11 protein-coding genes are annotated in these 13,263 nt (G+C 71.3%); 1 reads left to right on the top strand and 10 read right to left on the bottom strand.

Annotated elements, in window-relative coordinates; genetic code table 11:
- Positions 1-13 precede the first annotated feature (13 nt).
- The 3 genes from AB0J10_RS07455 to AB0J10_RS07445 are packed head-to-tail and all read right to left on the bottom strand — an operon-like array spanning position 14 to position 2,605.
- Positions 14-1,765: a LytR C-terminal domain-containing protein gene (locus AB0J10_RS07455; protein ID WP_363058770.1), complete on the bottom strand. Its 1,752-nt coding sequence runs from the start codon at positions 1,763-1,765 to the stop codon at positions 14-16.
- A 19-nt stretch (positions 1,766-1,784) separates the two neighbouring features.
- Positions 1,785-2,405: a nicotinate-nucleotide adenylyltransferase gene (nadD, locus tag AB0J10_RS07450; RefSeq protein WP_363058768.1), complete on the bottom strand. Its 621-nt coding sequence runs from the start codon at positions 2,403-2,405 to the stop codon at positions 1,785-1,787.
- Positions 2,406-2,443: 38 nt separating this feature from the next.
- On the bottom strand, positions 2,444-2,605 hold the full coding sequence (locus AB0J10_RS07445; protein ID WP_171053089.1) for a hypothetical protein: 162 nt from the start codon (positions 2,603-2,605) through the stop codon (positions 2,444-2,446).
- 289 nt (positions 2,606-2,894) lie between these two features.
- On the opposite strand from AB0J10_RS07445, the gene AB0J10_RS07440 reads away from it, so the two are divergent.
- Positions 2,895-3,998 carry a M48 family metallopeptidase gene (locus AB0J10_RS07440; RefSeq protein WP_363058766.1) on the top strand — a complete coding sequence of 368 codons (1,104 nt, stop codon included), beginning with the start codon at positions 2,895-2,897 and terminating at the stop codon, positions 3,996-3,998.
- Here AB0J10_RS07440 and AB0J10_RS07435 read toward each other — a convergent pair.
- From AB0J10_RS07435 to AB0J10_RS07405, 7 genes are all read right to left on the bottom strand, one after another.
- A complete protein-coding gene (locus AB0J10_RS07435; RefSeq protein WP_363058762.1) occupies positions 3,983-5,083 on the bottom strand; it encodes a hypothetical protein in 1,101 nt (366 codons plus the stop codon). The two genes, AB0J10_RS07440 and AB0J10_RS07435, sit on opposite strands and share 16 nt — an antisense overlap.
- Before the next feature lie 105 nt (positions 5,084-5,188).
- Entirely contained in the window at positions 5,189-5,800 is a 612-nt protein-coding gene (locus AB0J10_RS07430; RefSeq protein ID WP_363058760.1) for a hypothetical protein, read from the bottom strand.
- A gap of 66 nt (positions 5,801-5,866) precedes the next feature.
- Positions 5,867-7,150 carry a glutamate-5-semialdehyde dehydrogenase gene (locus AB0J10_RS07425; RefSeq protein WP_363058758.1) on the bottom strand — a complete coding sequence of 428 codons (1,284 nt, stop codon included), beginning with the start codon at positions 7,148-7,150 and terminating at the stop codon, positions 5,867-5,869.
- 241 nt (positions 7,151-7,391) lie between these two features.
- Positions 7,392-7,958, bottom strand: a complete 567-nt coding sequence (locus tag AB0J10_RS07420) for a hypothetical protein (protein ID WP_363058756.1) — start codon at positions 7,956-7,958, stop codon at positions 7,392-7,394.
- 144 nt (positions 7,959-8,102) lie between these two features.
- Positions 8,103-9,209, bottom strand: coding sequence for a glutamate 5-kinase (proB, locus tag AB0J10_RS07415; RefSeq protein ID WP_363058889.1), 1,107 nt, complete (start codon positions 9,207-9,209; stop codon positions 8,103-8,105).
- A gap of 205 nt (positions 9,210-9,414) precedes the next feature.
- Complete coding sequence (locus AB0J10_RS07410; RefSeq protein ID WP_363058754.1) at positions 9,415-11,562, bottom strand: hypothetical protein; 2,148 nt, start codon at positions 11,560-11,562, stop codon at positions 9,415-9,417.
- Between the two features lie 131 nt (positions 11,563-11,693).
- Positions 11,694-13,193 (bottom strand): bifunctional cytidylyltransferase/SDR family oxidoreductase, encoded by a 1,500-nt coding sequence (locus AB0J10_RS07405; protein WP_363058752.1) that lies wholly within the window; start codon positions 13,191-13,193, stop codon positions 11,694-11,696.
- Between the last annotated feature and the right edge of the window lie 70 nt (positions 13,194-13,263).

Here is a 13,263-nt window from a genome sequence, read left to right as displayed (position 1 = left end):
CGACGCCGGCGGATCACCTGGGCTCGTAGTCCTGGCCGAGGACCACCAGCACGTCGGCGTTCGGGGCGGCCCTGCCCTTCTCCACCGCGCCCTCGTCCAGGCCCAGCGTCTTGGCGACCTCGACGGCGTTCTGCTTCTGCGCCGCGTCACCGTAGACGACCCGCGTCGACGACTCCGCCTCCGCCCTGCCCACGTCCACGAACGCGTAGCCGCCGTTCACCAGGACGATCCTGGTGCTCTCGGTCGCGTCGCCGTCGCCGCTGGCGTTGCGGACGCCCACGCGGACCGCCGCGCCCTGCTCCGGCGCGCTCACACGGCCGCCGAGGACGTCCGTGATCACGCTGTCGCTCGCCTCCCGGCTGAGTCTGCCGTCGTCCTGGACGGGCAGCACGGCGGTCTTGTAGTCGCCGCCCTTGGCGTGCTCCGCGAGCTTCGCGAGCGACGCCCCCAGATCCTTCTCGGGCAGCGACGGGTCCAGGATCTGGGCCAGCGTCTCGACGGTCACCGTGGCGGCCTTGGCGTCGCTGGGCATCTTCCGCAGCACGCCGTACATGACCTGGCCGAACCTCTGGAGTTGGTCGGCCTCGGCCTCTCCGGGCGCGCGGTACGTGGCGTAGCCGACGGCCATACGGCCGTTGAGCGTCTGGTTCTCGCCCTTCTTCACCAGCGGTGCGTCACCCTTCCTCGCGCCGGGCACGGCGGTGTCGGTGGTGATGTCGATGCCGCCGACCAGTTCGACGAGGTTCTCCAGGAAGGGGGTGTCGAGCCGCCAGGTGCCGCTGATGCGGGTGCCGAGGAGATTGCCGATGGACTCGCGTGTGCCGCTGGTGCCGTCCTCGTCGACGGACTTGCCGAGGGTGGTGGCGACCCCCTCGTCGTCGGCGACGGAGAGCGAGTTCGGGAGCAGGACGGTGGTGCCCTGCTTGGTGGTGGCGTTGTCCACGAGGAGCGCGGTCGAGGTGCCCTTCTTCTTGGTGTTGTGGAGGTGCAGGACGATCACGTCCCGCTTCTGCGGGCCGGTCGCGGTTGTCTGCGCGCCCCCCGGGTCGGAGGTGCCGGGCAGCTTGCCCGCGTACCAGAGGTAGCCGACGCCGCCGGCGAGCACCAGGGCCAGGACGACGACGAGGGCCACGGTCCGGTTGCGCCCTCGTCGCTTCGCCTCCTCACGGCGCTCGGAGCGGCTCTCGGTGAACTTCAGCCAGTCGATGACGTCCTCGGAGTCCTCGTCCGGCTCCTCGACGAAGGAGAACTGCTCGGTGCGGTAGTCCCCGTCCTCGCCGCCCGCGGGGCGGCGCTGTCCGGGGACGGCGGAGGCGGCCCGGGCCGGCCCGGGCGGAGCCGGACGGTGTCGCCCGTCGGGCCCCGGCGGCTCGGCGGACTGCTGCTGGGGCGGGACGCCCCACTGCCGGGTGGTGTCGACGGCGGCCTGCCGGCCCGTGTCGTACCCGTAGCCGTCGGGGCCGTAGCCCTCCTGCGGCTGCTGGGACTGCGGGTACGGGCCGGGCTGCTGCGTGCCGTACGGGTCGTACGACTGTGGATGCTGCTGGGGCTGCGCGTAGGGGTCGTAGCCGTATCCCTGGGAGTCCGGGGACGCCGGCTGCCGGTGCTGCGACCGTTCCTGGGGCTGCCGGCCGTACGCGTCGTAACCGTGGGACTGCGGGTCGTGCCGGGGCTGCTGGTAGACCGGCTGCCCGTACTCGTCGTAGCCGATGATCTGCGGTTGCTGCGGGTAGTACGGGTCGTACGGGTTCTGCTGGTCGTTCACCGGTGCCCCTCTCCGTGGCTCACTCGCCGCGGTACAACTGGCGCTTGTCGATGTAGCGCACCACACCGTCCGGCACCAGATACCAGACCGGGTCGCCCTGCGCGACCCTCGCCCGGCAGTCGGTGGACGAGATCGCCAGCGCGGGCACCTCCACGAGGGAGACGCCGCCCTCCGGCAGCCCGTCGTCGGTCAGGTCGTGACCCGGCCGGGTGACGCCGATGAAGTGCGCGAGCGAGAAAAGCTCCTCGGCGTCCCGCCAGGTGAGGATCTGGGAGAGCGCGTCGGCCCCGGTGATGAAGAAGAGGTCCGAGTCGGCGTTGAGCGCCCGCAGGTCCCGCAGGGTGTCGATCGTGTACGTCGGTCCGCCGCGGTCGATGTCGATGCGGCTGACGGAGAACTGCGGGTTGGAAGCCGTGGCGATGACCGTCATCAGATAGCGGTCCTCCGCCGGCGACACCGCCTTGTGGCTCTTCTGCCACGGCTGTCCGGTCGGTACGAACACCACCTCGTCGAGGTGGAACAGGGCCGCCACCTCGCTGGCGGCCACCAGGTGTCCATGGTGGATCGGGTCGAACGTCCCGCCCATGACGCCGAGTCGGCGATTTCCGCGGCCGGTCGTAGGCGCTTCCTGCTGTCCCATGCGTGCAGAGCCTACTGGCACGGCCGTTCGGATCCGTCTCAGCGGTCGCGGTTGAAGCGGGTGGTGATCCACAGCAGCAGGAGCAGCGCGCCCAGCGCGCCGAAACCGGTGAGGTAGGGGCTGAGGCTTTGGTGGCTGCCACCGTGCTCGGCTCCCTCGGCGAGAGTGACCAGGGTGGCGGCGGTGCTGGCGAGACTCATCTTCTGCAGGCCCTATCGATCGGAGTCGGAGCGGAGACTTCGGGCACATCGTATGCGTGCGCTCCGGGCACGCTCACGCCGACTCAGTCGTTGTCGGTTTCACCGGCCCGGTTTCCACGGGCGCGCGCGGTGTCCGCCGGGCCGGCGCCGTCCTGTGGAAACCGGGCCCGGCGGAGTTGTCCACAGCCCCCGCCGCAGCGCAACCCCAGCGCCTAGTGTGGGGTCTGTCGGGGGGACGGGTCACGACTCGCGACGACGCGGCAGGACGCATGAGGAACCAGGGGGCACCATGACCGACAGCAGTTCCGAGAACGTACCGGGCAGGCACCGCACACGCTTCCCGGGGATCTCCTCGCGGGCGTACGAGCACCCGGCGGACCGCTCGGCGCTGGTCGCCCTGCGCAAGCTGAGCGGTTTCGACACCGTGTTCAAGGCGCTGAGCGGGCTGCTGCCGGAGCGCAGTCTCCGGCTGCTCTTCCTCTCCGACTCGGTGCGGGTGAGCGACGCCCAGTTCGCGCACCTCCACACGATGCTCCGCGACGCCTGCTACATCCTGGACCTGGAGAAGGTCCCGCAGATGTACGTCACCCAGGACCCGAAGCCCAATGCCATGTGCATCGGCCTGGACGAGCCGATCATCATGGTCACCACCGGTCTGGTGGAGCTGCTGGACGAGGAGGAGATGCGGGCGGTCGTGGGCCACGAGGTGGGGCACGCCCTCTCCGGCCACTCCGTCTACCGCACGATCCTGCTGTTCCTCACCAATCTCGCGGTGAAGGTGGCCTGGATCCCGCTGGGCAATGTGGCGGTCATGGCGATCGTGACCGCACTGCGGGAGTGGTTCCGCAAGTCGGAGCTGTCCGCGGACCGGGCGGGGCTGCTGGTGGGCCAGGATCTGCAGGCCTCGATGCGTGGTCTGATGAAGATCGCGGGCGGCAACCACCTCCACGAGATGAACGTGGACGCCTTCCTGGAGCAGGCCGAGGAGTACGAGGCGGGCGGCGATCTCCGGGACTCGGTGCTGAAGATCCTCAACATGCTGCCGAGGACGCACCCGTTCACCACCGTGCGGGCCGCCGAGCTGAAGAAGTGGGCGGAGAGCCGCGACTACCAGCGGATCATGGACGGCCACTACCCGCGGCGCACGGAGGACAGGGACACATCGGTCACCGACTCGTTCCGCGCGTCCGCCTCGCACTACGCGGACTCGGTGCGCAGCAGCAAGGATCCGCTGATGAAGCTGGTCGGCGACATAGCCGGCGGCGCGGGCGACCTGGGCGGCCGGCTGCGCGACAGGTTCACCGGCCCGGCGGCCGGCGGGAGCCGTGGCGGCGGCCACGGGAACCCTCCGAAGGACGGCGGTACGGGGACGGCGGGTCAGCCCGAGGGCTGAGTGCCGGTCGCGAGGGTCCCGCAGACCGCGGCGGCGGCGCGGCCCGTGTCGTACGGGTCGGTGCCGGCCGGCACCTCACCGGTCGCCCGCCGGCCCGCCGGCAGCGGTTCCATCTGGGCGGCCGCGTCGGCCGAGCAGGACATGGGGCCCGCCTGCACATGGCTGAGCAGCAGTTCGGCCCGGTGGGTGCGAAGGTCGTCGCGGTCGAAGCGGAAGTGCAGCTGGCGGCGGACGGTGAAGAGAGAGGCGGTGTCCACGGCTCGCCCGTCCGCGGCGTCGGGAGTGCCGGTCTCCTTCCCCGCGGGCTGCACCGTGTAGGCGAAGGTGTGGTCCGAGGTCACCTCCAGCGCGTCGGGGCCGGCTTCGGCGAAGGCCAGCGTGCCGCGGACTCTTACCTCCGGGGCGGCCAGGGCGATCCGGTCCGGGTCGAAGCGGACGAGCCAGCCGGTCGCCGCGTGGCGCCCGTCGTCCTCGGGTGCGTTCATCGACCGGTCGAACTGGTTGAGCTGGTCCGGGTCGAGCAGCACCCGCACCGGCCGCACGGCGCCCTCGGTGAGCACGGCGGGGTCGAGGGAGGACGCCACCAGGTAGTCCTTGGCGATGGTCAGTGCGGTCATCACCTGGTCGTCCGAGAAGTTCTTGGTGTGGCGTACGGCCGGAAGGGTGATGCCGGCCGCTCCGACACCGAAGTCGGCTGCGGGACTGCGGGCGAACAGTCCGGCCGGTTCGCCGCCGGGCACGGTCCCCTCGGGGGCGAGCGGGACGACCATGCTCCGCAGCGCTTGGACGGGCTGGGTCTCGGGGGGCCGGTAGGGATGGCGCACACCCATGTAGACGGCGGTGCCGAAGGCCATGGCGATCAGCAGCACCAGTACCAGGAAATGCCTGGGCCCGGTGCGCATCCCCCGTCCGGGGCGGCTGCGGACCGCCCTGGCGTGGTCGCCCATCCGCTCCTGCGCGGAGAACTCCTGGAGGCGGGCAGCACGGACGAACGATTCGTCGAAGACGACGGACCGGTACTCGTCGTCGTTTCCGCCGGGGAGCCCCTCGGGTGTCCCCTCAGGTGGGTCTCCACGCCCTGCCATATCTTCAGAGTAGGTCCGCGGAAGGCCGTGTAAACGCGCTGCCGCGGGCCGGGTTGCGGTGCGGGGGGACCGCCGGACGCCGGGGCGCGGGACGGGACGCCCGGGTCAGGGCGTACGGGGGGCCGCGGAGACGGGAGGTGCGGAGTACTGGGCCGAGGCCGAGGGGCGCGTGACCCGGTCGGGAACGGCGCCCTTGGCGGGCGTGTCGACACCGGTGGTGGTTGCGGGTGTCGGGACGCGGTCCTGGCGGTTGGCGGCCGCTCCCCGGTACACGGCCGTGAAGGCGAGGGCGACCATGCCGACGCCCATCACCACGGCGAGGACCCAGGCGACCGGCCGGTGCCAGCGGGCCGAGCCCCGGTAGGGCCGCAGTGCGCCGCCGTGCGGCCCGTAAGGGTCCGCGTAGTGGTCGAGACCGTCGGCGTCGAGGTCCCCGTAGGGACGCTCCCGGCCGTGTCCGCCCGCAGGACCGTAGCCGTCTTCGTAGAGGTCGTCGTCGGCCGGGCCGACCCCGGCGCGGGGGCGTGCCGCCTCGGCCTCGGCTCGTGCCTGGGCGGCCGCGAGCAGCCGCTCCACGGCGCTCGGTTCATGGATCTCGGCCGCCCGTACGAAGTCCTCGTCGAACACCACGGAGGCGAAGTCCTGGTCCGCGCCTCCGCGGTCGTCGTCGGGCTCCCAGCCGTCCGGGAACGGCCTGCCCCCCACGTCGTCCGGCACGACTTCAGGGTAGACCTGGCCGTGGGTTTTCGGCAGGGAGTGCGGGCAACTGACCGCGCTCCTCCGTCACCGGGTGTGACCGTCGCCCGTCACGATGTACTTGGTCGAGGTCAGCTCGGGCAGCCCCATCGGGCCCCGGGCGTGCAGTTTCTGCGTGGAGATCCCGATCTCGGCGCCGAAACCGAACTGGCCGCCGTCGGTGAAGCGGGTGGACGCGTTCACGGCCACCGTCGTCGAATCCACCAACCGGGTGAACCGGCGGGCCGCCGCCTGGGAGGTGGTGACGATGGCCTCGGTGTGCCCGGAGGACCACAGGCGGATGTGCTCGACAGCCTTGTCGAGGGAGTCCACCACGGCCGCGGCGATGTCGTAGGACAGGTACTCGGTCTCCCAGTCCTCGGCCGTGGCGGGCACGACCGTGGCCTTGGAGCCCTCTGCGAGGGCGAGGGTGCGCTCGTCGGCGTGGATCGTGACGCCGGCCTCCGCGAGGGCGTCCAGGGCCCGGGGCAGAAACGTCCCCGCGATGTCCTGGTGGACGAGAAGGGTCTCGGCGGCGTTGCAGACGCTGGGCCGCTGGGCCTTGGAGTTGATCAGGATCTCGACGGCCATGTCGAGGTCGGCCTCGGCGTCGACGTAGACGTGGCAGTTTCCGGTGCCGGTCTCGATGACCGGGACGGTGGACTCCTCGACCACGGTCCGGATCAGGGAGGCCCCGCCGCGCGGGATGAGGACGTCGACGAGTCCGCGGGCGCGCATCAGTTCCCGTACGGAGTCGCGGCTCTCCCCCGGAACGAGTTGCACGGCGTCGGCCGGCAACCCGGAGCCTCCGACGGCGTCCCTCAGGACCTTCACGAGGGCGGCGTTGGAGGAGTAGGCGGAGGAGGAACCGCGCAGCAGCACGGCGTTCCCGGACTTCAGGCAGAGCGCGGCGGCATCCACCGTCACGTTGGGCCGGGCCTCGTAGATGATGCCGACCACGCCGAGGGGGACGCGGACCTGGCGGAGGTCGATACCGTTGGGGAGGGTCGAGCCGCGGACGACCTCACCGACCGGGTCGGGAAGCGCGGCGACGTGCCGCACGTCGGCGGCGATGGCCCGGACCCGCTCCGGGGTGAGCGTGAGCCTGTCGATGATCGCCTCGCTCGTGCCGGCTTCCCGGGCGCGGGCGATGTCCTCGGCGTTGGCCTCGACGATCTCGCTCGTGCGGACCTCGAGGGCGTCGGCGATCGCCAGCAGGGCGTCGTCCTTGACCGCGCGCGGAAGTGGCGCGATGTCGGCGGCTGCGGAGCGGGCCCGGTAGGCGGCCCGGGTGACCGGGGTCAGGTTGTCGTACGGCGAGAGCGAGGTCATGCCCGCAGGGTAATGCGCACTCTGCGGGCATCCCTCACCTATCCCGCACTGCGAGACGAGCGGACCGGGCGCTGGTACCGCCACGGGCCCGGCTCGGGACCGGGCGCGCGCCGGTACCGAACCGCACTTTCCCGGCGGCGGAGGCCGGCCGGTCACGGATGCCGGTGCGGCGCCCGTCACGAATGCGGGTGCGGGGCCGGGCGTCGGGCTACCCGGCGCGCCCCCGAGGGGCCCGCCGTCGTCAGAACGGGTGAACGCCGACGGGCGTGGCCGGCGGCGGCCCGTACCCCTCGGCGATGCGCTGGTGGTAGGTCTCGCGGTCGATGACCTCCAGGCCCACGATCTCCCAGGGCGGAAGCTTCGCCGTGGAGCGGTGCTCGCCCCACAGGCGCAGGGCAACCGCCGCGGCGTCGTGCAGGTCCCGGGCCTCCTCCCAGTAGCGGATCTCGGCGTGGTCGTTGGCGTACCGGCTGGTGAGCAGGAAGGGGTGGTCGTGGGCGAGCTGCTCCAGTCCGCGCCTGACCTCCTTCAGCGGGGTCTCGGCGCCCGAGACGCAGAGGGTGATGTGCCACAGCCGGGAGACGGCCCGCTCGTCGCCGTGCGGCGCGGTGTCCTCGCCGGCCTCGTGCTCCCCTCGGAGGGCCCCGCCGACGGGGGTGAGGCCGTCCCGTGAGTCGAGGTCCGCGGACCGCTCGAAGTCGGCCCCCGCGTCCACACTGCTCAGGGCCCGCTGCTCCCCCACGGACCTGCGGGCGTGGGTCGTTGCCCGTGTCCCACGGGGCGCCGCCCCTGGGCGCGCTCGTCTCACCGGCGGCCTCCTGTCGATGCGTCGTGGTGCCGAACCCCGCCTTACCCTCCTGACAAAGTTGACCAGTCCGGGGCCGGGCGCGGGGCGGTTTTGATGAAGGTCCCTGCCGGAAGGCCGGACTTTCAGCCGTTTCAGGGGGTGACGTCAGGGGTTCAGGACAACGAGGTCGTCCCTGTGTACGACCTCTCGCTCGTAGGCGGGGCCGAGTTCCCTGGCGAGGTCGCGGGTGGAGCGGCCGAGCAGGAGCGGGAGTTCCTTGGAGTCGAAGTTGACCAGTCCGCGGGCTACGGCCCTGCCGTCGGCGTCGCGCAGCTCCACCGGGTCCCCGGCGGTGAACTCGCCGTCCACGGCCGCGATTCCGGCGGGCAGCAGTGACTTCCTGCGCTCGACGACGGCCTGGACCGCTCCGTCGTCGAGAGTGAGCGCGCCCTGCGGGGTGGAGGCGTGGGCGAGCCAGAGCAGCCGGTCGGCGGAACGCCGACCGGTGCGGCGGAAGTAGGTGCCGGTGTCGCGCCCGGCGAGGGCGTCGGCGGCGAGGGAGGCGGAGGTGAGGACGACCGGTACGCCGGCCGCGGCCGCGATCCGTGCCGCCTCGACCTTGGTGACCATGCCCCCGGTGCCGACGCCGGCCCTGCCCGCCGAGCCGATCTCCACGCCCGCCAGATCGGCGGGCCCTCGGACCTCCTCGATCCGGGAGGTGCCGGGCCTGGCGGGGTCGCCGTCGTAGAGGCCGTCGACATCGGACAGCAGGACCAGCAGGTCGGCGCGGACGAGATGCGCGACGAGGGCCGCGAGCCGGTCGTTGTCGCCGAACCGGATCTCGTCGGTGGCGACCGTGTCGTTCTCGTTGACGACCGGAACGGCCCCCATGGCGAGCAGCTGGTCGAGGGTGCGGTAGGCGTTGCGGTAGTGAGCGCGGCGGCTGGTGTCGTCGGTGGTGAGGAGCACCTGCCCGACCCGGACGCCGTAGCGGGCGAAGGAGGCGGTGTAGCGGGCGACGAGCAGGCCCTGGCCGACGCTCGCTGCGGCCTGCTGCCGGGCCAGGTCCTTGGGACGGCGGGCCAGCCCGAGGGGGGCGAGTCCGGCGGCGATGGCGCCGCTGGAGACGAGGACTATCTCCTTCTCGCCGCCGCTGCGGACCTTCGCCAGCACGTCCACGAGGGCGTCCACCCGGTCGGCGTCGAGTCCCCCGGTGGCCGTGGTGAGTGAGGACGAACCCACCTTGACGACGACCCTGCGTGCTTCCGTCACGTACTGCCTTGCCACTGTCACGTGGCGAATCTATGTCAGTCACGGCCGTCGGCGCGCCTCCGTTTCGCCCGCTGGACAGGCTCCCGGACAGGGCGGGGCCGGACGCGCCGGGCCGATCGCCCACCGGGTCCCACGACGCGGCCGGCCCGTAAACGCGCCCCTCGGGGGGCCGCTCACGGGCCGGTGGACGCCGCTCGGCGGCCGGTCAGCGAGCCGCGGTGGCCGTCGCCTCCGCGCCGTCGGTCTCGGCGACGCCGTTGCCCTCGGTCTCGGTGTTCTGCCCACCCGCGTCGGACTCGCGATCGAGCTCGCCGATCGCCTGCTCGCCGATGCGCTGCTCCACTCCGGCGTTGCGGGCCTCGGCCTTGGCCGCGAGGGCGCGCACGGCTGCGTCGAACTGCTCGATCGACGTGGGCTCGTCGGGTCCGAGGAGGTACTTCCTCAGCTCGGCACGCGCGCCGGCGAGGCTGTCGGCCGCCGGGTCGGCGACGGCCGCCAGCAGACCGTCCAGTTCCCCGGCGCCGTTGGACAGGACGACCGCCGCGCGGACCGCGGTGTTCTGGCGCCTGAACTCCTCCGCGCCGAGTTCCGCGGAGTCCGTCACCGCGTACGGCTTTCCGCTGGCGATGAAGTCCGAGACGACGCTGGAGATGTCGGAGACCATGGCGTCGGACTCGTTGAAGCAGTCGTAGAGGGTGGGCCGGGCGCCGGTCACGATCGCATGCTCCCACCAGCCGAAGGAGCGCCAGTAGGCCGCGTTCCACTCGGTCCGCAGGCTCTTGATCTCGGCGAGCCGCACGGGGTCGGCGAGGGAGACGCGGGACTCCTCGGCCTGGTCACCGCCGGAGCGGCCGGGCTTGGTGAGCTCGGCGAGCCGGGCCTCGATCCGGATCAGCCCGGCGCGCGCGGCCGCCCGCTCGGCCTCTCCGGCGGCGGCCCGGTCGGCCCAGCGCGGGTCGGCGGCACGCTCGGCGGCCGCCTTCCGCACCATCGCCGTGATCCGCTCGTGGACGGCGAGCGCCTTCTTGTTGCGGATGCCGGTGAAGGGATGCGGCTTGTAGATCAGCCGCACCGGGGGCTCGGCCTCCAGCAGCCGCCGGACGATGTTCTCGCCGGCGAGCAGCAGGGAGGTGTTGCCGGGGTTGTTGTCCCAGCCCTCCCAGGTGGGGGCGTAGAGGACGGTGGGGACGGGGTTCTTCGGCGTGCCCGTCCAGGACTCGATGGGGGCCAGCTGCGGGCGGCCGACCTCGACGATGTCGTCGTCGCGAACGCCGACGTCGGCGAGCGCGTACCGGTCGCGGCCGGCCCGGCCGGCGGTCCACACCTCGTCGTACACCTTGGAGAAGGGGTTGACGCTGGCGAGTTTGTCGCTGTCGCCGTGGCCGATGAAGACGTGCTTCATGGTCGGGACGCGCAGCATGTGGATGTTCTTGCCGACGTTGGCCGGGTAGAGCGTGACGCGGACCGAGTCGAACTTCATCGCCATCAGGTGCTGGCCGCCGGGGATGCACAGTACGGGAACGGAGGTCTCGTTGAGCTTCGCGACGAGGCCCCGCTCGCGCATGACCACGATCGGCCGGCCGTCGAGCTGCTCCATGGTCTCGAGCCACATGTTGACCTGGTACGCGGAGTCCTCGGAGCCGGAGAAGTACAGCGCGACGGTGGGCTGGTACTCGCCGAGCCACTTCTGGACGGCCTTGAGGACGGCCGGACCGGAGGGCACCCGGCGCCTGCGGCGCAGATGGGGCACGAGCGCCGCGGTGTAGAGGAGAGCGAGGGCGATGCTGGTGGCGGTACCTGCATAGCCGACGACGTCGTGCCCGGTGGCCGCCGCGACGATGACGCCGGCCATCGCGGGGATGTCGAGGTGCAGCATCTTCTCGCCGGAGCGGCGCAGCAGGGCGCGGGGCGGGGCGTCCGGGATGCGCACGGCGTGGAGGTCGATGTTGCGGGTGACGACCGGCATGGTCCGGCGCAGCCGGATCAGGGTGGTGAGCGCGCCGTGCGACGCCTGGAGGCCGTAGAAGAGGAGGAAGCAGGCGACCGCCGCGTAGAAGAGCGGTTCCTCGGCGAGACCCGCGCGGGCGAGCAGCAGGATCAGCAGCAGCTCACGGAGCAGGAAGCGGATCGGCAGACCGGCGCGGACCTTGTTGAGGCGGTTGACCAGGTAGCTGCCGCGCTGGTGCAGATACCAGTCGGCGGCATAGGCCACGGCCGCGGCCGCCGCGAACATCCAGATGTCCGGGATCAGCGCGGCGATCATCACGCACGGATAGCTCAGCCCCATGAGGACTGCGGCGGCCAGCTCTGACCGGCTACCCACACGTGCCAGGCGAATGGCGGTCGAAATCACGTAGAACCTGCTCCAAAGGTGCCGTTTGATTCACATTGGAGAAAATTGTGAAGGCGGACCCTCACCAACTCGGGCCTCTGTATCGCGAAAGCGATCTCAGAGGCCCGAATAAGATCTTTGACGGAGAATTATTACACATTCTCCTGGCGGTCCAGGACGGACGCGAGAGCCTGCTCGAACCCGGAGGCCTCGCTCGCCCCGCGGGTCGGGTCCTGCTGACGTACGTCGATGACATGGCCGGTCAGCTCGGAGAGCAGCACGTCCAGCGAGGTCCGGGCAACGGCCTCGGAGGACAGCAGCGAGCCGGCCGGCTCCTGGCCGAACGCCTTGGTGCGCATCGGCGTGGCGGTGCGCTCGGGATTGACGCAATTCACCCGGATTCCCTCGGCCGCCCATTCGTCGGAGAGGGCCTGGGTGAGATTCACCATAGCCGCCTTGGTCGACGAGTAGAGGCTGTATTCGGCACGGCCCCGGGTGTAGCTGGAAGAGGTGTAGAGGAGCAGCTGCCCCTTGGACTCCGCCAAATACTTGTAAGAGGCACGGGCAATCTGGACGGGCGCCAGGTAATTGACGTTCAGCGCTTCCTGAATGGTCGCGTTGTCGGTCTCGGCGAGCTTGCCGATGCGCAGCACGCCCGCGGTGTTGATGACGTAGTCGACGCGCCCGGTCTCCGCGTACGCCTTGGAGAGGGCGTCGTCCACGTGCTCCGGGTTCTCCACATGGGTGCCGGTGGTGGAGCGGCCCAGAGCGTAGACCTTCGCGCCGTACTCCTCGGCGAGGGCGGCGATGTCCGCGCCGATGCCGTAGGAACCACCGAAGACGACCAGCGTCCTGCCGGCCAGCAGCTCGCGGTACGCGGCCTCGTCTGCCTGGCGCGGCGCGGCGGTGGAGGCGAGCTGGAACAGCTTGTCGGCGATGAAGACGTCGACCGGCTGCGTCACCTTCATGTTGTACTCGTCACCCGCGACGACGTAGATCGGCACGTCCGGGAGGTACTTGAGCACGACGCTGCAGTCGTCGGTCGCCTGGAAGTTCGGGTCACCCGCGGCGATCTCGTACGCCCGGCGGATCGTGGAGAGCTTGAACGCCTGCGGGGTCTGACCGCGGCGCAGCCGTGAGCGGTCCGGCACGTCGGTGATGAACTCGCCGTCCCCGCCGTGGGTGCGGGTCACGATGATGGTGTCGGCGGAGGGGATGGCGACGTCGACGGCCTGGTAGCGGTCGAGGGCGCTGACGCAGTCCGCGATCACTCGCTGTGACAGAAGCGGACGCACCGCGTCATGGAAGAGGACATTGGCGTCCTCGCCCTCCGCGAGGCCCTCGCTCAGGGCCTCGATCGCGCGCTCGGTGGTCTCGTTCCGGGTCGCGCCGCCCTCGATCACGCGGCGGACCTTGGTCAGCCCGGCCTTCGCGATGATCCTCTCCACGTCGGGCACGAAACCCGGCGCCATCAGCACGATCACGTCGTCGATCGCCTCGGCCTGCTCGAAGATCGACAGCGTGTGCTCGATGACGGCCTTGCCGGCGATCTTCAGCAGCTGCTTGGGGATCGCGAGCCCCACGCGCTGGCCGGTACCACCGGCGAGCACGACTGCTGTGGTGCGGGGCTTGGCTTCGTGCGGCACGGACACAGACGAACCTCTACCTTGCGATGACTGGGGACGGTGTGATGGTCGCACTCTGCGTGACCGTCCCGCAAGG

This window comes from Streptomyces sp. NPDC049887 (assembly GCF_040656535.1).
Classification (GTDB): Bacteria; Actinomycetota; Actinomycetes; order Streptomycetales; family Streptomycetaceae; genus Streptomyces.
The sequence above is the reverse complement of the archived record's forward strand: the minus strand, read 5'-3'. Positions and strand labels throughout refer to the sequence as shown.